22 protein-coding genes are annotated in these 26,538 nt (G+C 61.9%); 9 read left to right on the top strand and 13 right to left on the bottom strand.

The genetic code is table 11. From position 1 onward, the window contains the following. Window positions 1–25 precede the first annotated feature (25 nt). On the top strand, window positions 26–1,462 hold the full coding sequence (locus QM694_RS18510) for a protein adenylyltransferase SelO (RefSeq protein ID WP_415008381.1): 1,437 nt from the start codon (window positions 26–28) through the stop codon (window positions 1,460–1,462). On the opposite strand, the gene QM694_RS18505 is transcribed toward QM694_RS18510, so the two are convergent. Next, the gene (locus tag QM694_RS18505; protein WP_415008380.1) at window positions 1,463–2,557 is read right to left on the bottom strand and encodes a DUF4432 family protein; all 1,095 of its coding nucleotides are present in this window, start codon (window positions 2,555–2,557) and stop codon (window positions 1,463–1,465) included. A 72-nt stretch (window positions 2,558–2,629) separates the two neighbouring features. Here QM694_RS18505 and QM694_RS18500 point away from each other — a divergent pair, with 72 nt between their 5' ends. From QM694_RS18500 to QM694_RS18480, 5 genes are read left to right on the top strand one after another with little or no spacing between them, the layout of a single operon-like run. Further along, on the top strand, window positions 2,630–3,655 hold the full coding sequence (locus QM694_RS18500; protein WP_415008379.1) for a LacI family DNA-binding transcriptional regulator: 1,026 nt from the start codon (window positions 2,630–2,632) through the stop codon (window positions 3,653–3,655). Between the two features lie 11 nt (window positions 3,656–3,666). Next, complete coding sequence (gene xylB / locus QM694_RS18495) at window positions 3,667–5,127, top strand: xylulokinase (protein WP_415008378.1); 1,461 nt, start codon at window positions 3,667–3,669, stop codon at window positions 5,125–5,127. Continuing rightward, on the top strand, window positions 5,124–6,434 hold the full coding sequence (gene xylA, locus QM694_RS18490) for a xylose isomerase (protein WP_415008377.1): 1,311 nt from the start codon (window positions 5,124–5,126) through the stop codon (window positions 6,432–6,434). Before xylB ends, xylA begins: the two co-directional genes overlap by 4 nt. 18 nt (window positions 6,435–6,452) lie before the next feature. Then, complete coding sequence (locus QM694_RS18485) at window positions 6,453–7,508, top strand: sugar phosphate isomerase/epimerase family protein (RefSeq protein ID WP_415008376.1); 1,056 nt, start codon at window positions 6,453–6,455, stop codon at window positions 7,506–7,508. A 10-nt stretch (window positions 7,509–7,518) separates the two neighbouring features. Beyond that, window positions 7,519–8,685: a Gfo/Idh/MocA family protein gene (locus tag QM694_RS18480; protein WP_415008375.1), complete on the top strand. Its 1,167-nt coding sequence runs from the start codon at window positions 7,519–7,521 to the stop codon at window positions 8,683–8,685. Between the two features lie 42 nt (window positions 8,686–8,727). Here QM694_RS18480 and QM694_RS18475 read toward each other — a convergent pair whose 3' ends face one another. The 7 genes from QM694_RS18475 to QM694_RS18445 form a co-directional block, all read right to left on the bottom strand. After that, window positions 8,728–9,876 carry an L-lactate dehydrogenase gene (locus QM694_RS18475; RefSeq protein WP_415008374.1) on the bottom strand — a complete coding sequence of 383 codons (1,149 nt, stop codon included), beginning with the start codon at window positions 9,874–9,876 and terminating at the stop codon, window positions 8,728–8,730. Between the two features lie 4 nt (window positions 9,877–9,880). Next, window positions 9,881–11,173, bottom strand: a complete 1,293-nt coding sequence (gene rhaI, locus QM694_RS18470; RefSeq protein ID WP_415008373.1) for an L-rhamnose catabolism isomerase — start codon at window positions 11,171–11,173, stop codon at window positions 9,881–9,883. A 5-nt stretch (window positions 11,174–11,178) separates the two neighbouring features. Next, a complete protein-coding gene (locus QM694_RS18465; protein ID WP_415008372.1) occupies window positions 11,179–13,248 on the bottom strand; it encodes a bifunctional rhamnulose-1-phosphate aldolase/short-chain dehydrogenase in 2,070 nt (689 codons plus the stop codon). Window positions 13,249–13,317: 69 nt separating this feature from the next. Continuing rightward, complete coding sequence (locus QM694_RS18460; protein WP_415008371.1) at window positions 13,318–14,424, bottom strand: substrate-binding domain-containing protein; 1,107 nt, start codon at window positions 14,422–14,424, stop codon at window positions 13,318–13,320. Between the two features lie 62 nt (window positions 14,425–14,486). Then, the gene (locus QM694_RS18455; protein WP_415008370.1) at window positions 14,487–15,431 is read right to left on the bottom strand and encodes an ABC transporter permease; all 945 of its coding nucleotides are present in this window, start codon (window positions 15,429–15,431) and stop codon (window positions 14,487–14,489) included. Next, on the bottom strand, window positions 15,428–16,405 hold the full coding sequence (locus tag QM694_RS18450) for an ABC transporter permease (RefSeq protein WP_415008369.1): 978 nt from the start codon (window positions 16,403–16,405) through the stop codon (window positions 15,428–15,430). Before QM694_RS18450 ends, QM694_RS18455 begins: the two co-directional genes overlap by 4 nt. After that, window positions 16,402–17,931 carry a sugar ABC transporter ATP-binding protein gene (locus QM694_RS18445; protein WP_415008368.1) on the bottom strand — a complete coding sequence of 510 codons (1,530 nt, stop codon included), beginning with the start codon at window positions 17,929–17,931 and terminating at the stop codon, window positions 16,402–16,404. Before QM694_RS18445 ends, QM694_RS18450 begins: the two co-directional genes overlap by 4 nt. Window positions 17,932–18,089: 158 nt before the next feature. Between QM694_RS18445 and QM694_RS18440 the strand changes: the two genes are divergently transcribed. Beyond that, the gene (locus tag QM694_RS18440) at window positions 18,090–18,869 is read left to right on the top strand and encodes a DeoR/GlpR family DNA-binding transcription regulator (RefSeq protein WP_415008367.1); all 780 of its coding nucleotides are present in this window, start codon (window positions 18,090–18,092) and stop codon (window positions 18,867–18,869) included. Between the two features lies 1 nt (window position 18,870). On the opposite strand, the gene QM694_RS18435 is transcribed toward QM694_RS18440, so the two are convergent. Continuing rightward, complete coding sequence (locus tag QM694_RS18435; RefSeq protein ID WP_415008366.1) at window positions 18,871–20,370, bottom strand: CoA-acylating methylmalonate-semialdehyde dehydrogenase; 1,500 nt, start codon at window positions 20,368–20,370, stop codon at window positions 18,871–18,873. Window positions 20,371–20,467: 97 nt separating this feature from the next. On the opposite strand from QM694_RS18435, the gene QM694_RS18430 reads away from it, so the two are divergent. Further along, complete coding sequence (locus tag QM694_RS18430) at window positions 20,468–21,361, top strand: LysR family transcriptional regulator (protein ID WP_415008365.1); 894 nt, start codon at window positions 20,468–20,470, stop codon at window positions 21,359–21,361. Here the strand turns inward: QM694_RS18430 and QM694_RS18425 are convergent, their stop codons facing one another. From QM694_RS18425 to fghA, 4 genes are read right to left on the bottom strand one after another with little or no spacing between them, the layout of a single operon-like run. Next, a complete protein-coding gene (locus QM694_RS18425) occupies window positions 21,362–22,264 on the bottom strand; it encodes a sugar phosphate isomerase/epimerase family protein (RefSeq protein ID WP_415008364.1) in 903 nt (300 codons plus the stop codon). Beyond that, window positions 22,264–23,421 (bottom strand): aromatic ring-hydroxylating oxygenase subunit alpha, encoded by a 1,158-nt coding sequence (locus QM694_RS18420; RefSeq protein ID WP_415008363.1) that lies wholly within the window; start codon window positions 23,419–23,421, stop codon window positions 22,264–22,266. The genes QM694_RS18425 and QM694_RS18420 overlap by 1 nt, the downstream gene beginning before the upstream one ends. 12 nt (window positions 23,422–23,433) lie before the next feature. Further along, window positions 23,434–24,561, bottom strand: coding sequence for an S-(hydroxymethyl)glutathione dehydrogenase/class III alcohol dehydrogenase (locus QM694_RS18415; protein ID WP_415008362.1), 1,128 nt, complete (start codon window positions 24,559–24,561; stop codon window positions 23,434–23,436). 60 nt (window positions 24,562–24,621) lie between these two features. Then, on the bottom strand, window positions 24,622–25,467 hold the full coding sequence (gene fghA, locus QM694_RS18410) for an S-formylglutathione hydrolase (RefSeq protein WP_415008361.1): 846 nt from the start codon (window positions 25,465–25,467) through the stop codon (window positions 24,622–24,624). Between the two features lie 67 nt (window positions 25,468–25,534). Here fghA and QM694_RS18405 point away from each other — a divergent pair, with 67 nt between their 5' ends. Beyond that, window positions 25,535–26,443 (top strand): LysR family transcriptional regulator, encoded by a 909-nt coding sequence (locus QM694_RS18405; protein WP_415008360.1) that lies wholly within the window; start codon window positions 25,535–25,537, stop codon window positions 26,441–26,443. Window positions 26,444–26,538 lie beyond the last annotated feature (95 nt).

Raw genomic sequence — 26,538 nt, 5'->3', positions numbered from 1 at the left:
CTATATGCTACGCCAAGAGGCCGCCATGACACAGATGATTTTCCCGTTCGACAACAGCTATGCCCGCGACCTTCCCGGTTTCCACGTTGAGTGGAAACCTGCGGCGGCGCCTGAGCCAAAGCTCGTCAAATTCAACGCCGCATTGGCCAGCGAACTGGGGCTCGATGCAACGGCGCTGGAGGGCGAGGTTGGAGCGGCGGTTTTTTCCGGCGCGGCCATTCCCGAAGGTGCAACACCGATCGCGCAGGCCTATGCGGGGCATCAGTTTGGCGGCTTCTCGCCACAGCTTGGAGACGGGCGGGCGCTGCTTCTGGGCGAGATCGTGACGCCCACGGGACAGCGTTTCGACATCCAGCTCAAAGGCTCAGGACGCACGCCTTTTGCGCGCGGCGGCGACGGCAAGGCGGCCATCGGCCCGATGCTGCGCGAGTATCTTGTGAGCGAGGCGATGGCGGCGCTCGGCATTCCGACAACGCGCGCGCTAGCCGTGACGCTTACGGGCGAAACCATCTACCGTGACTCAGCACTTCCTGGTGCTGTGCTCACGCGCATAGCGGCAAGCCATATCCGCATCGGCACCTTCCAGTTCTTTGCCGCGCGCAGTGAAACGGACAAGGTGAAGCAACTGGCCGATTATGCCATCGCCCGGCATTTTCCAGAGCTTGTCACGGAAGATAATCCCTCTCTCGCCCTCCTCGCGCGGGTTCGGACATTGCAAGCTGCGCTCGTGGCACAGTGGCTCAGCGTGGGGTTCATCCATGGGGTGATGAATACCGACAATGCCGCCATCTCCGGCGAGACCATCGACTATGGCCCCTGCGCCTTCATGGATGCTTACGATCCCCGCACCGTATTCAGTTCCATCGATCATCAGGGCCGCTATGCCTATGGCAACCAGCCGCTGCTGACGGGCTGGAACGTCGCGCGCTTCGCCGAAACGCTGCTACCGCTGATCGACGCCGATCAGGAACGCGCCGTTGCTTTGGCCACCCAATGTGTTGAAGGATTCGAGGCTGATTTTCACGGCACGTGGACGTCGCTGATGCGCCGGAAACTGGGCCTTGCCGGTGAAGATGCAGGCGATGCGACGCTGATTGCCGATTATCTGGTGCTGCTTGAACAGGCTGAAGCCGACTTCACATTGTCCTTCCGCCATCTGGCTGGTCTGGCGCGCGGTGAGGAAACGGAATTCTTTTCCACAGCCTTCGCGCCATGGCTCGCGCGCTGGAGGCCACGGCTGCATGCCGCGTCGGCGTTGGACATGGATGGAGTGAATCCGCTCTACATTCCGCGCAATCATCTCGTCGAAGAGGCGCTGGCCGCCGCCACGCAAGGTGGCATGGCGCCGTTCAATGAGCTGCTTGCCCTGCTGCAAAGCCCCTTCGATGAACAGCCGGGCAAAGAGCGTTATGCCGAACCGGCGGCGAAAGACCCAAGCTACAGGACATTCTGCGGCACCTGATCAGACCGAGTCTCTCACCTTGCCGATATGCTGCGCCATCGCGGCGGCTTCATCCCCACTCAATGCGCCGAAGGCCATGGAGCAGCGGAAAGCCTCTCCGGGCGGTACAATGACGAGATTGCCCTTGGCCTTTTCCGCCGTGTAGCCATCGGCATCCGCCGTGGCGGGGAGAAACAGGCCCAGCGCAGCCTGGTCCGGCGTGCGGCACATCCAGCGCACGCCGCGCGGCAATTCCGAGGGGCGGTGGCTCACCAGATCGGCTGTGCCATCGGGCAGCATCTGGATCGAATGCGCCCAGCCATCGGCATCCGCCTTGAAATCAAGCCCCATCACCAACTCCGGATCGATGGCGCGGCCGGGCACGATGTCACGGTGCAGCCAGGGCTTTGCCGCCACCTCGGCAATCATCGCCTTGAAAGCCTCGCTGGGCTTGAAGATCGGCGGGATGGTCGTCCGTACACGGAAGGCCTTTTCGTCATCCGGCACCGTGTCGAAGATCGTAGCCCCATCAACCGGGCGGAAATTGATGTGGGCGAGGTACATCACCTCCATTGGCGTGGCCTTGAGATTGTGGACGGCCACATCCATGGTCATGCGCCCGGTGCCCGCGTGCAACTTGAGGACAGGCTGCGTCTCGCAATTCTGCGCGAAAGCCACGGTGTAGCGGGTCTTGCCGGTGAGCGCGATATAGGCCCCTGCCTCATCCTCGCCGAGCAGAAGCTGTGCCGCGTGGTAAGGCGCGTGCGGCACCTCGCCATGCAGCGGATGCGCATCGCCCGGCCCCGGATTTCCCATTGCCGTCACGCCGCAGTGCAGGAAGAACGCACCATAGTTTTGCAGATAGTTCGTTGTCGCCACGGGATCATCGAACATGCTGCGCATGGTGAGCCGCCGCCCGTGAAACGTCGCATCCCAGATCTGCTGGCCATGAAACGGCAGCACGATGATCTCGCCCACGTTGTTGCGAATGCGAAGAGCCGTGACGCCGGATGCATAACGGAACGCGCTTGCAGCAAAATCAGGCGTTTCCACAATCACAGTTTCGGCCGATGTGAAATTCACGCCATCCAGCTTGATGGCCGCGCGGATCGCCATGGACAACCTCCCATTTATTGATATACGCCTATCAGGAATTGATACAGACCGGCAACGGCAGTCTACGTTCAGATGGGAAAGGCGACAATCGAGGATGTTGCGCGGCAGGCGGGCGTAAGCGTCGCCACGGTGGACCGTGTGCTCAATGCAAGGGCCGCCGTGCGCCCCACCACGGTGCAGCGCGTGCAAAGCGCTATCCGCCAGCTCAACTACCAGCCTGACCGTCTGGCGGCCAGGCTGGCGCGGGCGCGTGAATACCGCTTCTGCTTCGTGGTGCCCGAGGGCAGCAACAGCTTCATGGCGAGCCTCGCGGAAGAAGTGCGCGCCGCAGCCACGCGCATGCTGCAGGAACGTGTCGCCATCGACCTCGTCCTTGCCGATGTGTTCGACGCCGAGGTGCTGTCCTCCAGCCTTGACCGGATCGGCGACAATTATGATGGCGCGGCCATCGTGGCGCTCGATCATCCGCGGGTGCGCGAGGCGATCAATGCGCTGACCGACCGCGGTGTCTCCGTCGTGACGCTGGTGTCGGATGTGCCCTCCTCGAAGCGCGCGCATTTCGTGGGCGTGGACAATTCGGCCGCCGGGCGAACCGCTGCGACTCTGATGGGACGTTATCTCTCAGGGCGCAGCGGCACGGTGGGCATGATCGCCGGATCGCTGGCGCTCCGCGATCATGTGGAACGGCAATTCGGTTTCGAGCAGGTGATGGGGCAGGAATTCCCGTCGCTCCGCGTGCTTCCCGTGCGCGAGGGCCGCGATGACTGGCGCAAGGTGGAAGCGGTAGCGCAACAGTTGCTCGAAGAGCACCCGGACTTGATAGGGCTCTACAATGTCGGGGGCGGCACGCGCGGCATGATCGCGGCGCTGGAGCGTTCGCGTCATTCGCCCCGTGTAGTTGCCATCGCGCATGAGTTGACGCCAAAAACACGGCCTGCGCTGGTGAACGGCACCATCGACGTGGTCATCAACCAGGATGCCGGCCATGAGGTGCGGAGCGCCATCCGCATCCTGATGGCCAAGGCCGACAAGACGCCCATCGTGGATGCCATGGAGCGCATCCGCATCGACATTTTCGTCCGCGACAATCTTCCTTGAGGAAAGCACCCATGTATCTCGGTCTCGATTTTGGAACATCATCCGTCAAGGGCGTGCTGATCGACGGCAAGCAGAAGATCATCGCCACCGCCAGCGCGCCACTCAAAGTATCACGCCCTCATCCCGGCTGGTCGGAACAAAATCCCGATGACTGGTGGAAGGCGTGCAACATCGTCGTCAAGACACTGGGCAAGATGAAGCCCAAGGCCATCGCCGCCGTGGAAGGCATCGGGCTTTCCGGCCAGCAGCATGGCGCGACGCTGGTGGACAAGGCGGGCAAGCCGCTCCGCCCCTGCATTCTCTGGAATGACGCGCGCTCGTTCCGCGAATGCGATGACATCATCAATGCCGAACCAGGCATCGTCGAGCATGCGGGAAATATTCCGCTTGCCGGTTATACGGCGCCCAAGCTCGTGTGGGTGAAGAAGCATGAGCCCAAGATCTTCGAGCAGGTGGGCAAGGCGCTACTGCCCAAGGACTACATCCGCTTCCGCATGACGGGTGAGTATGGCTCCGACATGTCGGATGCCTCGGGCACCTTCTGGCTCGATGTCGCCAACCGCAAATGGTCGGAAAAGCTGCTGCGTGCATCGGGCATGCGGATAGACCAGATGCCCAAGCTCTATGAGGGTACGGAATCCACAGGCCAGCTCACGCCATCGGTCGCCAAAAGCTGGGGCATGCCGAAGCGGCCCGTGGTGGCGGGCGGCGGCGGCGACAATGCGGCTGCGGCCTGCGGCATCGGCGCCATCACCGACAATGCGGCTCTGGTGTCGATCGGCACCTCGGGCGTGCTGTTCGTTTCTAACGATCAGTTCCGTCCCAATGCGGCACGCATGGTGCATGCCTTCTGCCACGCCGTTCCCAACACCTGGCACCAGATGAGCGTGATCCTTTCGGCAGCGGCCAGCCTCGAATGGCTGGCGGGCGTTCTTCAAACGCCCGCACCCGCGCTCACGAAAGCCCTTGGCACCAAGATCAGCGGCTCCTCACCCGCACTGTTTCTGCCCTATCTCTCCGGCGAGCGCTCGCCAGTGGGTGATGCGCAGGTGCGAGGCGTATTGATGGGGCTGGGCCATGAAACCGACCGCAAGGCGCTGACTCATGCGGTGCTCGATGGCCTCGCCTTCGCCTTCCGCGATAATTTCGATGCCCTGAAGGATGCCGGCACCAAGATCAAACGCGTCACCGCCGTGGGCGGCGGCACCAAGTCCGAACTGTGGCTCAAGATCATTGCCACGGTGCTGGGCGTTCCCGTCGATCTTCCGGCGGCGGGCGATGTAGGCGGCGCGTTTGGCGCGGCGCGCCTCGGCCTTATCGCCGCGACGGGCGCTGATTTCCATGAGGTGCTGACCGCGCCGAAGACAGCCCGCACCATCATGCCCGACCCCAAGCTGCTGGATGCCTATGAGGCGCAATACCGCCGCTACCTTCAAATCTATCCCGCAATCAAGGAGATTGGCAGATCATGAATTTTTATTCGATCAAGGAACCCATCCGTTACGAAGGGCCGAAAAGCGAAAGCGAACTGGCCTTCCACTGGTATAACCCCACGCAGAAGGTGATGGGCAAGACCATGGCGGAGCATTTGCGCTTCGCCGTGTGTTATTGGCATACGCTGTGCTGGCCAGGGCTTGATCCGTTCGGCGGTGACACGTTCCTGCGCGCCTGGCATCACGACAGCGACGGCATGCATGCGGCGCGCACCAAGGCCGACATCATGTTCGAGACGCTGGATCTCCTGGGCGTCGAGTTCTTCACCTTCCATGATCTCGACATTGCGCCCGAGGGCAACTCGCTCAAGGAGTTCAATGCCAATGTCACGGCCATCGCCAAAATCCTGGAAAGCAAGATGGCGAAAGGCAAGAAGAAGCTGCTGTGGGGCACGGCCAACATGTTCTCCAACCGCCGCTTCATGGCGGGGGCGGCAACCAACCCCGATCCCGATGTCTTCGCCTATTGCGCCGCGCAGGTGAAGCACTGCATGGACGTGACGAAGGATCTGGGCGGCGAAAACTATGTGATGTGGGGCGGGCGAGAAGGCTACGAAACGCTGCTCAACACCAACATCGGCCACGAGATCGAACAGGCCAAGCGCTTCCTGTCGCTCGTCGTCGATTACAAGCACAAGATCGGCTTCAAGGGACCGATCCTGATCGAGCCCAAGCCGCAGGAACCGACCAAGCATCAATATGACTATGACGTCGCCACCTGCTATTCGCTGATCTCCTCGCTCGGCCTCGAGAAGGACGTGAAGCTCAATGTCGAGCAGAACCACGCGATCCTCGCCGGCCACACCTTCGAGCATGAAATCGCGCTGGCCTCGGCGCTCGGGATTTTCGGCTCCATCGACATCAACCGCGGCGACTATCAATCGGGCTGGGACACCGACCAGTTCGCCATGAACATTCCGGAGATGGCATTGGCCATCTATGAAATCCTCAAAGCCGGCGGCTTTACCACCGGCGGCATGAATTTCGACGCCAAGGTGCGCCGCCAGTCGATCGACCCCGATGACATCCTGCATGCCCATGTGGCCTCAATGGATGCCTGCGCGCGCGGGCTTCTGATCGCTGCGAAGATGATGGAGGACGGCAAGCTCGCGAAACTCGTCAGTAGCCGCTACGCCAAATGGAATACGGCGGAAAACAAGGCGATGCTTGCCGGCAAGGAAAACCTTGAGCAGATCGCGGCGCGCGTGCTTTCGAAGGGCATCGAGCCGCAGCCCGTTTCAGGGCGGCAGGAATATTACGAAAATCTGCTCAACAGCTATATCTGATCAAGGGAGACCCTCATCATGGCAACCAACATCAAGGGGCCAGCCATTTTTCTGGCCCAGTTCGCGGGCGATGCCGCACCGTTCAATTCCTGGAAATCGATCACCAAATGGGCGGCGTCGCTCGGCTACAAGGGCGTGCAGATTCCGACCTGGGATGGCCGCCTGTTCGATCTCAAGAAGGCCGCCGAGTCCAAGGCCTATTGCGATGAGGTGGCGGGCGTTGCGAAAGAAAACGGCGTCGCCATCACCGAACTTTCGACCCATCTGCAAGGCCAGCTTGTGGCGGTGAATCCCGTTTATGATGAAGCCTTCGATGCCTTTGCGCCTGCCGCCGTTCACGGCAAGCCGAAGGAGCGGCAGGCCTGGGCTGTGGGCCAGGTGAAACTGGCGGCCAAGGCGTCGCGCCATCTCGGCCTCAACAGCTCCGTCACCTTCAGCGGCGCGCTGGCGTGGCCCTTTGTCTACCCTTGGCCGCAGCGCCCCGCAGGCTTGATTGAATCGGCGTTCGGCGAACTGGCGAAGCGCTGGAAGCCCATCCTCGACATCTATGACGAGAACGGCGTGGACATGGGTTATGAAATCCATCCTGGTGAAGATCTGTTCGACGGCGCCACGTTTGAAATGTTCCTCGATGCGCTGAAGGGCCACAAGCGCTGCCAGATCAACTATGACCCATCGCATTTCCTGCTGCAGCAACTCGACTATCTTTCCTTCATCGACATCTATCACGAACGCATCTGCGCCTTCCATGTGAAGGATGCGGAGTTCAATCCGGATGGGCGGCAGGGTGTCTATTCGGGCTTCCAGCCGTGGGTGAAGCGCGCTGCGCGCTTCCGGTCGCTGGGCGACGGGCAGGTGGATTTCGCGGGCATCTTCTCGAAGCTCGCCGCCTATAATTATGATTCATGGGCGGTGCTGGAATGGGAATGCTGCCTCAAGCATCCTGAACAGGGTGCCGCGGAAGGCGCGCCCTTCATCGCCGATCACATCATCCGCGTCACTGAAAAAGCCTTCGACGATTTCGCGGGCGGCAAAACCGATCAGGCGCAGATCAACCGGCTGCTGGGCATCTGAGGAGGTTTCGATGGCAAAGAAGAAACCGGCGGCAACAGGCCGCGTGCGCCTCGGCATGGTGGGCGGCGGACAGGGCGCCTTCATTGGCGCCGTGCACCGCCTCGCCGCGCGCATGGACGACCAGTACGAGTTCGTGGCGGGAGCGCTCTCCTCCGACGCCGCGCGGGCCAAGGCATCAGGCGCGGAACTGAATCTAGCGCCCGGCCGCATCTATGCAGACTACCGCGAGATGGCGAAGGCAGAAGCGGCGCGGGAAGACGGCATCGAGGCGGTCTCCATCGTCACGCCGAACCACATGCACGTGCCGGTGTGCAAGGCCTTCGTGGAGGCGGGCATCCACGTGATCTGCGACAAGCCGCTGGCCTTCAGCCTCAAGGAAGCGAAGCAGCTTGATGCGCTCCTCAAGAAGAAACCGGGCCTCATCTTCGGCCTCACGCATAATTATTCCGGCTATCCGATGATCCGGCAAGCGAAAGAAATGATCGCCGCCGGAGCGCTGGGTGATATCCGCTATGTGCAGGCGGAATATGCGCAAGGGTGGCTTGCCACCGATCTGGAAAAGTCGGGCCAGAAGCAGGCGTCCTGGCGCACCGATCCCAAGCAATCGGGTGCCGGCGGCGCGGTGGGCGACATCGGCACCCATGCGATGCAGCTTGCCAGCTTCGTCACGGGCCTCTCGCCGGATGAGCTTTCGGCCGATCTCACCAGTTTCGTGAAGGGCCGCAAGCTCGACGACAATGTGAGCGTGATGCTGCGCTTCAAGGGCGGGGCCAAGGGCATGTTGTGGGCCAGCCAGATCGCCATCGGCAATGAGAATGCGCTGACGCTGCGCATCTATGGCACCAAGGGCGGGCTCGAGTGGGCGCAGGAGAATCCCAACTATCTGGGCTTCACGGAGCTGGGCAAGCCGCGCACCATCCTGACGCGCGGCGGCGCGGGCGCAGGGCCTGCGGCCTCACGCGTCACGCGCGTGCCGTTCGGCCATCCGGAAGGCTATCTCGAAGGCTTCGCCAATATCTATACCGAAGCGGCGCGCGCCATCGTGGCGGCGCGCAGCGGCAAGAAGCCCGCCAAGGAGGTCACCTTCCCCGGAATCGCCGATGGCGTGGCGGGCATGGCCTTCATCGAGGCCTGCGTGAAGTCCTCGGCCAAGAATGGCAAGTGGATGAAGGTCTGAGAAACGAAATCAAAGAAAGCCGGGCCTGCGCGCCAGGCTTTTTTATGCGCCAAAAGGCGGCAGGAGATTGTGCCGTCCCACATGGGTGATGAGGCGTTCGCCGCACAGCGCCATTGTCGTATCGAGTTCCTTGCGGATGATCTCGATGGCGCGCGTCACGCCTTCCTCTCCCATCGCACCCAGCCCATAGAGGAAGGCGCGGCCGATATAGGTCGACTTGGCGCCGAGGCAGAGCGCCTTCAGCACATCCTGGCCTGAGCGGATGCCGCCGTCGAAATGCACTTCGATGCGGTTGCCCACGGCGTCAACGATTTGCGGCAGCATGGCGATCGACGATGACGCGCCATCAAGCTGGCGGCCGCCATGGTTCGAGACGATGATAGCATCGGCTCCTGTGGAGACAGCACTCCGTGCATCTTCCGCGTCAAGAATGCCCTTGATGATCAGCTTGCCGCCCCAGCGCTCCTTGATCCAGGCCACATCATTCCACGACAGCTTGGGATCGAACTGGTCCGCCGTCCAGGAGGAGAGTGAAGACAAATCGCCAACACCCTTCACATGGCCCACGATGTTGCGGAAGGTGCGGCGCTTGGTGCCCAGCATGCCTAAGCACCAGCGCGGGCGCATGGCCATCTGCATGATGCTGCCGGCGGTGAATTTGGGCGGAGCCGAAAGCCCGTTGCGGATATCCTTGTGTCGCTGGCCCAGAACCTGGAGATCAAGCGTCAGCACGAGGGCTGAACAGTTTGCCGCCTTGGCGCGGTCGATCAGATTGCCGATGAACTCGCGGTCCTTCATCACATAAAGCTGGAACCAGAAGGGATGGTTCGTGGCCTCGGCAATATCCTCGATGGAGCAGATGCTCATGGTCGAGAGCGTGAAAGGAATGCCGGCCTTCTTGGCGGCGCGGGCGGCGAGGATTTCGCCATCCGGATGCTGCATGCCGGTGAGCCCTGTTGGAGCCAAGGCCATCGGCATGGAGACGGGCTGACCTACCATCTCAGTCGCCAGCGAGCGGTTGGTCATGTCGACCGCCACGCGCTGGCGGAATTTGATCTGTTTGAAGTCATCGACATTGGCGCGATAGGTGCCTTCGGTGAAGGAGCCTGAATCGGCATAGTCGTAGAACATGCGCGGCACGCGCGCCTTGGCAAGGGCCTGCAGGTCCTTGATTTCGAGTATCTGCTTCATGCCTTCAAACGATCCCGGCAGTCACCTCGCCCGATGCGGGGCGTTCCTTCGCCTTGGCGTTCCGATAGCCGGAAGCGCGGTAGACCGCAATCGGGTCAATTGCCCCGCCCTTGCGCCGCCGGGCTTCAGCAATGATCGGCGAGACATCGGTGTTATAGGCCTGCTTCAGCAGGCGGTGGCCGCCCAGCGCATCGCTCGCATCCTGCATCTCAGCAAGCTCCGCGCGTTTCACCAGCGAAGCCTGTACGAAGGCGCGGAGGATTTCCACCGCCGAACCAATCAGGCTTTCAATGGGATCGCTGACATTGTGCGACTGGTCGATCATGTAGGCGGGCGAAAAGCCCGGCGCCTTGCGAAGCTCCGCATCCACCAGTTCGTTGAAGATCAGGAAGAGGCGGAACGGCTCGATGGCGCCCGAGTCGAGATCGTCATCGCCATATTTCGAATCGTTGAAGTGGAAGCCTGCAAGCTTCTGCACGCGGATCAGCCGCGCCACGATCTGCTCGATGTTGGTGTTGGGCGCATGATGGCCGAGGTCCACGAGGCAGCGCGCCTTTGGCCCAAGCTCCGAGGCAGCCATGAGGCTCGAGCCCCAGTCTGAAATCACCGTCGAATAGAACGCCGGCTCATATTGCTTGTGCTCGAGGAAGACCATCCAGTCCTTCGGCAGCGCCTCATAGATCTGCTTCAGCGAATCCATGTAGCGGTCGAAGGATTTGGAGAGACTGCTCTGCCCCGGAAAATTCGAGCCGTCGCCGATCCACACGGTGAGCGCCGTTGAACCGAGCTTCCTGCCGATGTCAATGCATTCGAGATTGTGTTCGATGGCCTGTTGCCGCGTGGCGCTGTTGGCATGGCTGAGCGAGCCGAATTTATAAGAAAGCTTCTGGCCCTTCTGATCCTGAAAGGTGTTGGAGTTCATGGCGTCGAACCCTAAGTCCTGCGCCGCCGCGGCCTGTCGCAGGGCCGAGTAATCCGAAACCTTGTCCCATGGAATATGCGGCGACACGGTGGGCGTGGCTTTGGAGAGCTGGTGGATGACGCCGCAATCCTCGATCTTGTCGAAGAGGTGGCGGGGTTCTCCCGGCCCCGGAAAGCGCGCGAAGCGCGTGCCACCGGTGCCCACGCCCCAGGTCGGCACGGCCACGGCATAGGCCATGGCGCGCTGCGTCGCCTGCTCGATGTCGATGCCGCGCCGCGCCAGTTGCCTGCCCAGATGCGCATAATCCTCGGCGAGCGCGGCTTCGTTTTTGCGGTTCTGTTCGCCGATGAAATCCGCGCTGATCGAGAAGGACATGGATCTTACCTCGTGAAGGATGCGGCATTGCCCGCATCGATGTTGAGGAAATTGCCGGTGGACTTGTTGGAGAGATCACTGGCGAAGAAATAGACGCCCTCGGCGATATCTTCCGGATAGACCGAGCGCTGCAGCAGCGAGCGCTTGCGGTAATGCTCCTCAAGTTCACCCTCGGTGATCTTGAGCGAGGCGGCGCGCTGCTGCCGCCACGGGCCCTGCCAGATCTTGGAGCCGCGCAGCACGGCATCGGGATTGACCACATTGACGCGGATGCCCGAAGGCGCGCCCTCCAGCGCCATGCAGCGCGCCAGATGAAGTTCCGACGCCTTCACTGAACAATAGGCCGAAGCGCCCGGGGAAGCCGCCACCGCATTCTTGGAGCAGATGAAGATCATCGAGCCGCCGAGGTTCTGGCGCTTCATCAGCTTGTAGGCCTCGCGCCCGACGAGGAAATAGCCGGTGCCGAGGATGGAAATATTCTTGTTCCACAGATCGAGTGTGGTGTCTTCCACCGCCGCCGCGAGCGTGATGCCAGCATTGTTGACCGCGATGTCCAGCCCGCCATAGGCAAGGATCGCGGCGTTCATCGCCTCGATCACCGCGTTCTCACTGGTCACGTCCATGAGCACGCCGCGCACATTGTCCTTGCTATAGGTCTTGGAGAACCCGCCGACGACTTCATCCAGCGATTTCTGGTCGATGTCGGCCAGCACCACATTGGCACCCTCGGAGAGCAGCTTGGAGGCGATGGCCGAGCCGATGCCGCCCGCGCCGCCCGTCACCAGCGCAACACGGCCCGCGAGGCTTTTGGGCTTCGGCATCCGCTGGAGCTTTGCCTCCTCCAGCAGCCAGTATTCGATGTTGAACGCCTCCTGCGCGGGCAGGCCCTGATAGGCGCTCACCCCGTTGGCGCCGCGCATCACGTTGATGGCGTTGATATAGAATTCCGCCGCGATGCGCGCCGTCGCCTTGTCCTTGGCGAAGGAGAACATGCCCACCTGCGGCACGAGGTAGATCACCGCATTGGGATCGCGCATGGCCGGGGAATTGGGATGTTTGCAGGCTTCGTAATAGGCTGCGTAATCCTTGCGGTAGCCGTCGATGAGCTTGTCCAGCGCCGCTGCATCGGCATCGTGCGGAATGATCAACGGGCGGATTTTTGTGCGCAGGAAATGGTCGGGGCAAGAGGTGCCAAGCGGCGCCAGCGCATCCAGTTCCTTCGAGTTGACGAATTCCAGAACCTCCGGCGCATCGGTGAAATGGCCAGACTTCATTTCCGCGTTGGAAATCCGACCGCGGATTTCCGGCATCAGGCGGATGGCGGCGGCGCGGCGTTCGGCATCGGAAAGCGTCTTCACCTTTTCGCCGCCGAAGGATGGCTTCTTGCGGTTGCGCTCCAGCCATACCGCCGCCTTGTTGATGATGCGCAGCGTTGTGTCGTAGCAAGTCTTGGCGTCATTGGCCCAAGTGAACAGGCCGTGGCTGCCCAGCACCACGCCCACATATTCGGGATGGTCTTTCGCCATCTGGCCAAGCTTGATGCCGAGATCGATGCCGGGGCGCTGCCAGGGCAGATAGCCCATTTCGCCGCCGAAGATTTCTTTCGTCAGCCGCTCCTGATCCTTTGACGCCGCGATGGCGATCACCGCGTCGGAATGCACATGGTCGACGTGCTTGTAAGGCACATAGCCATGCAGGCAGGTGTCGATCGAAGCGGCGCGCGGGTTGAGATTGAAGGTGCAGTGATTGAGGTTGTGCACCATCTCGTCTTCCTGATCGAGGCTCTGATAGAGGCCTTTGAGGCTTTCGAGCTTGTCCATGTAAAGCGTCGCGAAACCGTCGAGCTTCATCGAGCCGATGTCGCCGCCCGATCCCTTGACCCACAGAACCTCGGCCTTCTTCTTGGTGAGAGGGTCCACCATCTCGACTTTCGCCGAAGTGTTGCCGCCGCCGAAATTGGTGATGCGCAGATCCGCGCCCAGAAGGTTGGAGCGATAGAGCAGCAGGCCCGGCTCATCGAGCTTTGCGGCCTTGGCATCATCCCAGAGGGAGGGAACGGTGATGGAATTGTCCATGGATCGGTCTCGCTTGTTGAATGAAGCTGCGCCGGAAAGGCCCGGCGCAGCGCGTTGCGTTTCAAAAAATCAGAAGTCGAATTGGCCGATGTTTTCCTTGGTGAAGGTGTAGGGCGCGCCGAGCAGAATCTCGGAGCCGTTGATCACCTGAAGTTCACCGAGCTTGCCGGCCTTCACGGAGGTGGCGCCCGGCTTCAGCGTGCCATCAGCCGCCGCGCGCAGCACATACATGGCGGCGTAGCCCAGATCGACGGGGTTCCACAGCACCACGGACTTCACGCAGTCCTTCTCCACATAGGGCTTCATGGCATTCGGCGTGGCAAGGCCGACGACGGCGATCTTGCCGCACATGTTGGCCTGCGTGACGGCTTCAGCCGAAGCCGGCGTCGCCACCGAAGTCATGCCGAAGATGCCTTTCAGCTGGTCGCCATATTTGTTGATGAGCGTGGTGGCCTGGTTGAAGGACAGGTTGTTGTCTTCCTGCGCTTCCACGGTTTCCAGCCACTTCATTTTGGGATGGCACTTCTCCTGATAAGCAGCCATTTCGGCGATCCAGCGCGCCTGGTTGGGCGTGGTGAAGGTTGAGGTGACGATGGCGAATGCGCCATCCTCGCCGATTTCCTTCGCCATGTTGTCAACCAGCGCCTTGGCGATGCCGTTGAACTGCGCCTGGTTCACGAACCACTGGCGGGCGTCGGGCGTCGAGTTGGCGTCATAGCCCACGACATTGATGCCCTTCGACAGCGCCTTCTTCAGCACCGGCGCGATGGCGACGGGATCATTGGCGGCGAACAGGATGCCGTCCACTCCGCTCGTGATGTAATTGTCGAGGAAGGTGATCTGCTCGTCGATATTGGCCTTGGTCGGGCCATCGGTCTTGGCGTCGACATTGCCCAGTTCCTTGGCGGCGTCGGCGATGCCCTTGGAGGTGGCGTTGAAATATCCGATGCCGATCAGCTTTGGCACGTCAACAACGGTGATCTTCTTGCCGTTGCGGTCGGGCGCGCCGGTGGGCTGGCCGCCGTCATAGGGCATGGAGGCGGCAGCAGCCGCTGTTCCATCGCAGGCCAGCGGATTGGTCGCCTGATCGTCGCCGCCGGTCCACGCCGAAGCCGCCAGCGCCGTTCCGCTCATGAGGCCCAGCCCCAGGAGCACGCCCAGTGTCATTCTCTTCATGGTCTCTTCTCCCATTCATCCCCAGCCACTGGCGGTTGGCTTTCAGGGGATACCTCCCAGTTTCAGCCGCCTCTGTTCCTGTCAAAAACAGCGCCCGCGAGAATGGCGCCGATCAGCACCACGCCGATGACGACGATGGTGCCGTCTCCCTTTACGCCCGACAGCGCCAGGCCGTTCTTCAGCGCCTGAATGAGGATCAGGCCCAGCGCCGTGCCGATGATGGTGCCGCGCCCGCCGAAGATCGACGTGCCGCCCAGGACGACGCCGGTGATGACGTCGAGTTCAAGCCCCGTGCCCATGTCGGAGCGCGTTGTCGTGACGCGCGAGACGAAGATGATCGCCGCCAGCGCCGACATGAATCCGGCGGCGGTATAGATCCACAGCTTCGTGGCATTGACGCGAATGCCGGAGAAACGCGCCGCCACTTCATTGGCGCCGATCGCATAGGTGGCGCGGCCAAAGGGCGTCATGCCGAGGATGACCGCGGCAATCACCGTGGCGATGCCGAGTATCCACAGCTGGAAGGGAACGCCCAGCACCTCGCCCTGGCCGAAAAAGAAAAACCATTCGGGATAGCCCCGCACCGAGCGCGCCTGGCTGATGCCTTCGGCAAGCCCCCGATAAAGCGCCAGCGTGCCCAGCGTGGCGATCAGCGGCGGCACATTGAAGCGGGTGATGATGAGGCCGTTGCCGAAACCCGCCAGCGTTCCGCAGGCCAGTGCCGCCGCCATGGCAAGCGGCAGTGGCATTCCCACATTGTGCCAGAACACGCCGAGCAAAATAGCAGTAAGGCCGAGGATCGAACCCACCGACAGATCGATGCCGCCCGTCACGATCACGAAGGTCATGGGGAGCGCCACGAGACCCACTTCCGACATCAGGCGGCCCTGGTTCAAAAGGTTTTCAGCGGTGAAGAACTTGTCGGACTGAAACGCCAGCACGATCAACGCCAGCACCGTGAGCGCGGCCAGGATCGTTTCATGGCGCAGCCATTTCGAGGCGGTCATGTGGACCTCCGGCGGCGCGCCATGTCGGCCAGCACGGTGGCAAGGATCATGAGGCCCAGTACCGAGCGCAGCCAGTAGGCCGAGACATTGAGAAACACCAATGACGAGTTGATCGCCGCGAAGAGAATGGCGGCCAGCGTCGAGCCGATCACCGTGCCCGTGCCGCCGAGGATCGACACGCCGCCGATGACGGATGCGGTGATGATGGTGAGTTCCAGATTGGGTGGCACGGTGGACTGGATCACCTGCAATTGCGTGGCGTAGAGAATGCCGGCAATCCCGGCGAAGAGGCCATGCAGCGCGAAGACGCCCACCACGGTGCGCTCGGGATTTAGGCCCGCCGCGCGCGCGGCTTCCGGGTTGCCGCCCACCGCATAAATGGCGCGGCCAAAGGCCGAGTAGCGCATGAAGATGGCGGCGAGAATGGTGAGTATCACCATGAACCACACGGCGGAAGGAAGATTGAACAGCCGCATCTGGGCAATCATGAATCCCGGCGGCAGATCGCTGATCCACGCGCCTGCCGTGGCGCTGATCAAGCCGCCCTTGAGGATCGACAGCATGCCCAGCGTCACCACGATCGATGGGATTTTCGTATAGGCGACAAGAGCGCCGACGCCCGCATTCACCGCCATGGCGAACAGGATGGGAATAAGCCAGCACAGCCAGATCGGATAATGGTTCACCGCCAGCGTGCCGGCGATGGTGGCGATCACGCCGATGAGCGAGCCCACCGAAACGTCGATATGGCCGGAAATGATCACCATCGACATCCCGATGGCGGCGACAGCGATATAGGCATTGCCGGCGAAGATGGAATTGATGTTGGTGTTAGAGAGGAAGCGCGGATTGTAAAGGCCCACGCCCACAAACAGCACCGCGATGGCCAGCAAGACCACAAGCTCCTGCCCGTAACCGCTGATGAAGCGGCGCAGGGGCGAGCGTGACGCGGAGGGAAGCGCGATATCGGTCATGCCGCCCGCTCCGCCCGTCCCGCATGGGTCATCATCGCCTGGCCCACGGCCTCGGGCGTTGCGTCTTTGCGCGGGAATTCCCCGGCGATGCGGCCGCTGTTCATCACCATCACGCGGTCGCTCATGCCGAGAACCTCGGGCAATTCGCTGGAGATCATCAGGATTGCCATGCCCTCATCCGCGAGCTTGCGCATCAGCACATGGATTTCCGCCTTGGCGCCCACGTCGATGCCGCGCGTCGGCTCATCGACGATCAGGATTTTGGGGTTGGTGGCCAGCCATTTTCCCAGGACCACCTTCTGCTGGTTGCCGCCAGAGAGCTGGCGCACCAATTGCCCGGGGCCCCGCGCGCGGATGCCGAAGCGCTTGATCGCCTCAACTGCGTCCTGCCTGATGCGGGCCGTGTCCATGAACAGGCCGCGCGTCAACCGCTTCAAGCCAGCGAGCGCGATATTGTCCTCGATCGTCTGAATGCGGATCAGGCCCTGAAGCCCGCGATCTTCCGGCACATAGGCAATGCCCAAATCACGCGCCGCCTCGGGGCTGGCGATACTGACAGTCTTGCCATCGACGAGAATCTCTCCCGCCGTCGCAGGCGTGATGCCGAAGATCGTCAACGCGGTTTCGGTGCGGCCTGAGCCAACGAGACCGGCCAGACCCAAAATTTCGCCGCGCTTCAGCGTGAAGGAAATGTCGCGGATGACATTGCGATACGAGACGCCGCGCAGTTCCAGCGCTGCCGCCCCTGCCTCGCCATGGCCTTGCGGATAAAGACGGTCGATGGCCCGGCCCACCATCATCGCCACAAGCTGGTTTTCATCCACTTCACCAATCGCCTTCGTGCCGACATGCGCGCCATCGCGCAGCACCGTCACGCGGTCGGCCAGCGCGAAGATTTCCGGCATGCGGTGGCTCACATAGACAATCGCCACGCCGCGCGCCTTGAGCTTGCGCACGATGGCCATCAGGCGTTGCACATCGGCTTCGGCCAGCGCCGCCGTCGGCTCATCCATGATGACGATGCGCGCATCCTGCGAGAGGGCGCGGGCAATTTCGACACGCTGCCGGTTTGCCACCGAGAGGCTGCCGACCTTCTGGTCCACATCCAGTTCGCGGCTGTCGAGATCATCGAGCAGGGCGCGGGCGCGGCTGCGCATTGTAGACCAGTCAAGCGCGCCGAGTTTGGTGCGCGGCGCCTGCCCCAAGAAGATATTCTCTGCCACGGTCAGTTCGGGGAACAGCAGCAGTTCCTGATGCACGGTGGCGATGCCCGCTGCGTGGGCCTCACGCGGCGAAGCGAAGGTCACCGGCTTGCCGTTCACCCGCATCTCGCCGCCGCTCGGCTGGTGCAGGCCGGCGATGATCTTGATGAGGGTGGATTTGCCCGCGCCGTTTTCGCCCATCAGGGCGTGCACTTCGCCGGGGCGCATGTCGAAATCGACATTCGTCAGTACACGGATTCCGCCAAAGGATTTGGAAACGCCTTTCAGCTCAAGCAGCGGGCTTTCCGGCATCCCATCCGTCATCGTGTCTGCGGCTCCCATTCGCGGGCCGTTTACAGCCCGTCATTGATGAGCAATAATAAACATCTGTGAGCAAATAGCGTCAAGTGAGTTAGTTCATGAGCATTTCATGACGACCGCAATGCACAATTGACGAACTTCGCTCACAACGGGAGAGTTCCATGACTGAAGCGGAGCGGCATCGCCTGATGCTCGATTTCCTGAAAGACCGGCCCTTCGCGTCGGTGCGCGATCTTCTAATGATTGTCGATGCTTCGCCTGCCACCATCCGGCGCGACATCCAGAAACTTCACGAGACGGGCGCGGTGCGCAAGGTGTTCGGCGGCATCGCGGCGGCCGAACATTTGAGCGCGCTTGAGCGTCTTGCCGCAAAGCCGTTTGAAGAAAATCAGATGCTCGGCGTTGCAGCAAAAAAATCCATCGCCGAGGAAGCCGCCAAGCTTGTGCGCGACGGCGATGCGCTGATCATCCATGGCGGCAGCACCTGCCATCTCTTCGCGCTGCTGATCGCCAATCGCAACCTGCGCATCTATACCAATGCCATGCCGCTGGCGGCCGCCCTATGGCAAAAGGGCTCCTGCCAGGTCACCGTGGCGGGCGGCGATCTCTACCGCGAGCCGGGTGTCATCTATTCGGCGACCGCCGGGCCGCCAGAATTCTATGCGTCAAAATTCTTCCTGGGCGCGCAGGCCATCACATCGGCGGGCATGTTCGAATCGCATCCGCTCATCGTGCGCGAGACGGAAAAACTTATCACCCGCTGCGACGAGGTGATCGTGCTGGCCGACAGCCGCAAATTCGGTTTACGGGCGCGCCATCAGGTGATGAATCTCAACCGTATCGGCACGCTGGTGACCGATGACGGGCTCTCGGACGCCAATCACAAGATGCTCACCGACGCGGGGATCAAGGTGGTGATCGCCCCGCGCCGGCCGGAATAGTTTACCGCATCGTCGGCATCACGAACTCGGCGCCGGCGCGAATGCCGGTCGGCCAGCGGGTCGTGATGGTCTTGAGGCGGGTATAGAAGCGGATGCCCTCCGGCCCATGCATGTGATGATCGCCGAACAGCGATGACTTCCATCCGCCGAAGGAGTGGAACGCCATGGGCACCGGGATCGGCACGTTGATGCCCACCATGCCCACCTGGATCTGGTTGGCGAATTCGCGCGCCGCATCGCCATCACGCGTGAAGATCGCCGTGCCGTTGCCGAATTCATGCTCGTTGATCATCTTCGCCGCCGCGTCATAGCTTTCGGTGCGGACGACCGAGAGCACAGGCCCGAAGATTTCTTCCCTGTAGATTTTCATGTCGGTGGTCACGTTGTCGAACAGCGTGCCGCCGATGAAATAGCCGTTCTCATAGCCTTGCAGCTTCAGCGGGCGGCCATCGACGACAAGCTTGGCGCCTTCTGCGACACCCGCGTCGATATAGCCGCGAACCTTGTCGAGATGCTGCTTCGTAACCAGCGGGCCCATCTCGGCTTCGGGATCAGTGCCCGGCCCGATCTTCAGAGCCCGGACTTTCGGTTCGAGCTTGGCCATCAGCTTGTCCGCCGTCGCTCTGCCCACCGGCACGGCAACCGAGATCGCCATGCAGCGTTCACCAGCCGAGCCATAAGCCGCGCCCATCAGCGCATCAACGGCCTGATCCATGTCGGCATCCGGCATGATGATCATGTGGTTCTTGGCCCCGCCCAGCGCCTGGCAGCGCTTGCCGGTGCGGGCGGCGGTTTCATAGATATAACGCGCGATGGGCGTCGAGCCGACGAAGCTGATGGCGCTGATCCCGGGGCTGTGCAACAGGGCATCGACAGCTTCCTTGTCGCCATGCACCACGTTGAAGACGCCGGGCGGAAGCCCCGCCTCTTCCAGCCACCTGGCCATCAGCAGCGAGGCAGACGGATCGCGCTCAGAAGGCTTCAGGATGAAGCAGTTGCCCGCCGCGAGCGCGACCGGAAACATCCACATCGGCACCATGGCCGGAAAGTTGAAGGGCGTGATGCCGGCCACGACGCCCAGCGGCTGGCGCACCGCATGGCTGTCGACGCGGGTGCCGACGTTCTCGGTGATCTCGCCCTTCAAAAGCTGCGGCGCGCCGGTTGCGAATTCCACCACTTCAATTCCGCGCTGCACCTCGCCCTTGGCGTCGGAGAACACCTTGCCATGTTCGGCGGAGACCACGGCGGCCAGCTCATCGGTGCGGTCTTCGAGAATGCGCAGGAACTTGTTGAGGATGCGGGCACGGCGGAGCGGCGTGGTGCTGGCCCAGCCGGGGAATGCCTTTAGGGCCACGTCGACCGCCGCATTCACATCCGCCGTGCTGGCGAGGGTGACGGTGCCGGTCTGCTCGCCGGTGGCCGGGTTGAACACGGGCGCCGAGCGGGTGCTTGTGCCTGTGAAGGCCTTGCCGCCGACGTGATGGGTGATCTGGGTTGCCATGGTTTTCCTCCGCATGTGATGCGGCCTTTTGCGCCTTTCAAAAATGCACATCAATGCGAAGTCTTGCACTTTGGTTGTGCAAATTTTATCATCAGCCATGGACTGGGACAGAATCCGCGTTTTCCTCGCCGTGGCGCGCGCCCGGCAATTGCTGGGGGCCGCGCAGCAACTGGGGCTGAACCATGCCACGGTGGGGCGGCAGATTACCGCGCTTGAGGAAGAACTCGGAACCAAGCTCATCGAGCGGCAGACCAATGGCTGCACGCTCACCGAAGCCGGAGAGGCACTGCTGGACAGTGCTGAAAAGGTGGAAGCGGAATTGCTCCGTGCCGGCGCTCGGCTGTCGGGCACCGAGGCAGCGCTCACCGGCACGGTGCGCGTCGGCGCGCCCGATGGCCTCGGCAATTATTTCCTGGCGCGGGAATTGGGCGCGCTGGCCGAGCAGCATCCCGGCCTCACCATTCAGCTCGTGCCCCTGCCCCGCACCTTCTCACTGTCGCGGCGCGAGGCCGACATCGTGGTCACGCTGGACCGCCCTAAGCAGGGCCGCCTGATCATCCGCAAGCTCACCGATTATTCGCTCAGCGTCTATGCCGCCAAATCACATCTGAAAAAGCACGGGAGCATCCGCGCGGTTGATGATCTGGCGGGCAGGCTCTTCGTCACCCATGTCGAGGATTTCGTCTATAGCCGGGCGCTTGATTACGCGGCGGAACTCGGCAAGCTCATGCAGCGCCATTATGAATGCGGCAGCGTGGTTGCACAGATGGAAGCGGTACGGGCGGGCCACGGCATCGGCATCCTGCACGACTATGCGGCGATGAATTATCCCGAACTCGTCCGCGTTTTGCCTCAAATCCGCTTCACCCGCACCTATTGGCTGATGTCGCATCCCGATACGCATGACACGCGGCGGGTGGCCGATGTTTATCATCATATCGCGGCGCGCGCGCAAGCGGCGCGCAGCCGCTTCGTGCTGCAGGACGAATGATTACTTCCGGTATTTGTCCACGTAGCGCTGGATTTCCTTGCGCATGAAGCGGCTCGACTCTTCCGCCCTGTCTTCCCAAGCGAAGACGCAGGCCGTCACGATGCCATCGAATTTAACCTCGGCCAGCGTGCCGAAGAAGATATCCCAGTCTACTTCGCCCTGCCCGATGTCCAGATGCTGGTGCACCGTCACCTTGGCGCCAGGCGGGTTGACGATATAGCGAAGCCCGGACGAGGCCTTGTGGTTCAGCGTATCCGCCACATGCACATGCGCAAGGACGGATGCGCAATCACTGATCATCTGCGCAATGTCATCGCCGAAATAAAATGTGTGCGGCGCGCAATAGAGAAACTTCACGTTCTTCGAATTGATCATGCGAATCATGTCGACCGCCGGGTGCAGCGTCTCCACCCAGTCTTCCGGGTGCGGCTCGATATGGAGATTGATGCCTTCCTTCTCGAATACCGGCACCAGTTCTTCCATCGAGCGCCACCACGCGGCCTCGCTCGATTCAACCGAATAATGCCCGCCGCAGCAGTTGGAGAGGCTGGCGCGATCGGGCGACGGCCCGCGGCCAAATTCGGAATTCATCGTATCGACGCCCATTTCCACGGCGATCTCGATGGCCTTCTTCCAGTAGGAAACAGCGGCCTTGCGCTCATCCTCATGCGGGCTTGCCCAGCGATACATGGGCAGCAGCGAGGCGATCTTCACGCCGTGGTCCATCAGCGACTTTTTGAACTCCCGCATCCGCTCGGGGTAAGCGCGCGGCTGCACCCACCAGGCGAGGAAATCGGGGCGCGGCGAAAGCTCAAGATATTCATAGCCCATGTCCGCCGCGAGCCGCGGCAACTCAGTCAGCGGCAGATGCCGGTGCATGTGCGGATCAAGCGCGATCTTCATTATTCTGCCGCCATCGGAACTGGGTCGAAGCGGCGTTCAAAGCCGCCCAGCTTTTCGGCGATATATTGCGCGAAATCGAAATTGGGCCGTTCGAGATGGCTCAGGTGCCCGGCCTTCGCCGCCCCCGCGCTCACGCCCCTGAACACGCGCTCGGTGCAGCCCCGGTCTTCCACGTTCACCTCATCGAGCAGCACTTTCAGCTCAGCGAAATGTTCCTGTGCTTCGGGCGCAATGGCGAAATCCGGTGAAAGCCCGCCGCCGAAAATGATCCGCACCTGTCCCGGCCCATGGGGATGCAGCGAGAGATACCAGAAATAGCCGGGCGTGAGCGTGATGAGCAGGCTCGGATAGATAGCGAGGAGAAATGTCGTGCGCCGCCGCTCGCCGGTCATCCGCATATTGTTGGGATGGGCCAGCGCGATCTTGAGGCGGTCATCCTTCAGGATGGTGTGATAGTTGAAGGCGCGCCTGCCTGCCGGGCAGATCATGTCATCGAGCCGCGACAGCCCGCCAATGGTGCCGGCATGGCAGACGGGCAGGTGATAGCTCTCCATGAAATTCTCGGCGAGGATCTTCCAGTTGGTGTCCCAGATGTGAGTCTCGCGGAAGGACTCGACATAGTCCGCCATGCCGTAGTCGGCGATCAGCCCTTCCACCTCGCCAAGCTGTTCGGAAACCGGCGGCGCATCGGGATTGAGCGACACCATGATCCAGCCCAGCCAGTTCTCGCATTTGAGCTGCGGCAGGCGGTATTGCGCCTTGTCGAAACATTCATTGTGCGTCATGGCGGGCGCGCCGCGCAACGTGCCGTCGAGATTGTAGGTCCAGCCGTGATAGGGGCAGGTGATCGAACGCTTGTTGCCGCTGCCTTCAAGAAGCGTCGACATGCGGTGCAAGCACACGTTGGATTGCGCCTTGAGCGATCCATCCCTGTCGCGCATCACGAAGATCGGCTGGCCCGCCAGCTCATAGGTCATGTAGTCGCCGGGATTGGGCAGCGCGCTGGCGCGGCCAAGGCACACCCAGTCGCGGGCGAAGATATCCGAGACTTCCGCCGCATTGAAAGCGGCGCTGGTATAAACAGAGGGCGGCATGGCATGCGCCTGGCTGAACGGCACGCTCACATTCCGCAAGAGATCATTCAGCGGCTCGATCATGCTGTCCTCCCGTCAGAACACCACGACGCTGCGGATGGACTTTCCCTCATGCATCAAATCGAAGCCCTTGTTGATGTCCTCGAGCTTCAGCGTATGGGTGATCATCGGGTCGATCTGGATCTTGCCGTTCATGTACCAGTCGACGATTTTTGGCACATCGGTGCGGCCGCGCGCGCCGCCAAAGGCCGTGCCTTTCCAGACGCGGCCCGTCACAAGCTGGAAGGGCCGCGTTGAAATCTCCTGCCCCGCGCCCGCCACGCCGATAATGATCGACTGGCCCCAGCCGCGGTGCGAACATTCCAGTGCCATGCGCATCACCTTCACATTGCCGGTGCAGTCGAAGGTATAATCCGCGCCGCCGATCTGGTCGGCGCCGCGCTTCGTCATGTTGACGATGAAAGCCACCAGATCGCCTTCGATCTTCGAGGGGTTGACGAAATGGGTCATGCCGAAGCGCTTGCCCCATTCCTTCTTGCCGTCGTTGAGATCGACGCCGATGATCATGTCGGCGCCCGCCAGCTTCAGCCCCTGAATGACATTGAGGCCAATGCCGCCCAAACCGAACACGACGCCCGTGGCGCCCGCTTCCACATTGGCGGTATTTAGCACCGCGCCGACGCCTGTCGTCACGCCGCAGCCGATGTAGCAGATCTTGTCGAAGGGCGCTTTCTCATTGACCTTGGCCACGGCGATTTCCGGCAGCACGGTATAGTTCGAGAAGGTGGAGCAGCCCATGTAGTGGTGGATCTTCTGCCCCTTGTAGGAGAAGCGCGACGTGCCGTCGGGCATCACGCCCTGCCCTTGCGTGGCGCGGATGGCGGTGCAGAGGTTGGTCTTGCGCGAAAGGCACGACGGGCACTGGCGGCATTCCGGCGTATAGAGCGGGATCACGTGATCGCCCTTCTTCACCGAGGTGACGCCCGGCCCCACATCCACGACAATACCAGCCCCCTCATGGCCGAGGATCGCCGGAAACAGGCCCTCGGGATCAGCGCCAGACAGCGTGAATTCATCGGTGTGGCAAATGCCGGTGGCCTTGATCTCCACCAGAACCTCGCCGGCCTTCGGGCCCTCCAGATCGACGTCTACGATTTCGAGCGGCTTTCCGGCGGCAAAGGCAACGGCGGCGCGGGTCTTCATGGCAACCTCTTGGGGTAAATCAGAACGGGGGGCGGACTGTCGCGCAAATGCTGCGATGATTCAAGACGCGCCCAGATAGCGCGCATGCCAGGCGACATGCTCGGCCATGAAGGTGGAGATGAAATAATAGGAGTGGTCATAGCCCTCCTGCATCCTCACATGCAGCGGCATCCCGGCCTTGGCGCAGGCCTCTTCCAGAAGCCATGGACGCAAACCGTCATTCAGGAAGAAATCGGCGCTTCCCTGATCCACCAGCGCATGCTCCAGCCGCGCGCCATCCTCGATCAGCGAAACGGCGTCATAGGCGCGCCACGCCTTTTCATCTTTGCCGAGATAGGCCTCGAAGGCGGGCTTCGACCATCCGGCGGTTGAAGGCTGCACGATCGGCGCGAAGGCCGAGCAGCTTGCGAAGCGCCCCGGATTACGCAGCGCCATCACCAGCGCGCCGTGGCCGCCCATCGAATGCCCGGTGACCGCCTGCCGCGTCATGTCGGCGGGGAAATTGGCGGCGATCAGCGCCGGCAACTCATCGCGGACATAGCTATACATCCTGTAATTGGCCGCCCACGGCGCTTCCGTCGCATCCACATAGAAACCAGCGCCCATGCCCATTTTCCAATTGTCCGCCACATCGGCCACGCCCTCGCCCCGGGGGCTGGTGTCGGGGCAGACGATGATCACGCCATGCTTGGTGGCGGCGGCGCGGTATTCGCCCTTCTCCATCACATTGGCATGGGTGCAGGTGAGGCCCGAGAGATACCACAGCACCGGCAGCTTCATGCCCTTGGCATGGGGCGGCACATAGACGGCGAAGGTCATGGGGCAGCGGCAGGCCTCGCTCATGGCGGAATAGATTCCCTGCACGCCGCCATGGCTCTTCACTTCCGATTTTATCTCCAGCGTCATGGGCGTTCTCCTCGTGCTTTGGCGAATGTGCGGCGAACTGATAGTCTGTCCGGCGACTGGAGGCCAGATGGAACGGCTGGATTGCGACCGCATGTTTGTAGCGGTTCTGGAAACAGGAAGCTTCGCGCGCGCCGCGCAGCGCCTCGGCACGAGCTCGGGGCAGGCCTCCAAGATGATCTCGCGGCTGGAGCAGGATCTGGGGGTAAGGCTTCTCAACCGCACCACGCGCGCCATCGCCGCGACGGAAGTGGGCCAGGCCTATTTCGAGCGCATCCGCGATCTGCTGGAAGAGATTGACGCGCTGGACCAATCGGTCAAAAGCCAGTCGGGTGCGGCCACCGGCAAGTTGAGGCTCACGGTGCCCGTTTCCTTTGGCACCAGCCAGTTGATCCCCGTGCTCATGGACTTCGCCCGCACCTATCAGGACATCGATCTCGACGTGAGCTTCTCCGACCGGATCGTGAGTCTCGTGGACGAAGGATTCGATGCGGCTGTCCGGGTGGGAAATCCCGCCGACACAAGCCTCGTGGCGCGGAAGCTGTGCGAGGCTAGGCTTCTGCCCGGCGCGTCGCAGGAATATCTCGACGCCCACGGCGAGCCGCGCGAGCCTGCCGATCTGGCGCGCCACGTCTGTATTCTCGATACCAATGTGCGCGAGCCCACGCTCTGGCGCTTCCGCGACGGCGGGCATGACACCACCATGACGGTGAGCGGCCGCCTGCGCTTCTCCAATGCCGAAGCCTGTCTCGCTGCCGCGGCGGGTAATCTCGGCATTGCCTATCTGCCCACCTTCATCGCCGGGCCAGCCTTCCGGGATGGCCGGGTGGTGCCGCTGCTGCGCGCACATGAGGCGCCGCCGCGCGGCATCCATGTGCTTTATCCACCGGGGCGGCACCTCGCCATCAAGGTGCGGGTTCTGGTGGATTTTCTGGTCTCCCACTTCCGGGGCGATCCGGAGTGGGACAAGGGTTGGTAGTATTCCTTCCTGATTGGAAGGGATATCATCCCTTTGAGGGGCGTTCACAACCCTTCGGGAAAGGCCCATTTGAGGATCATCCCATTCAGGAGGAA

It is taken from the genome of Aestuariivirga sp., assembly GCF_047602625.1.
Taxonomy (GTDB): Bacteria; Pseudomonadota; Alphaproteobacteria; order Rhizobiales; family Aestuariivirgaceae; genus Aestuariivirga.
The sequence above is the reverse complement of the archived record's forward strand: the minus strand, read 5'-3'. Positions and strand labels throughout refer to the sequence as shown.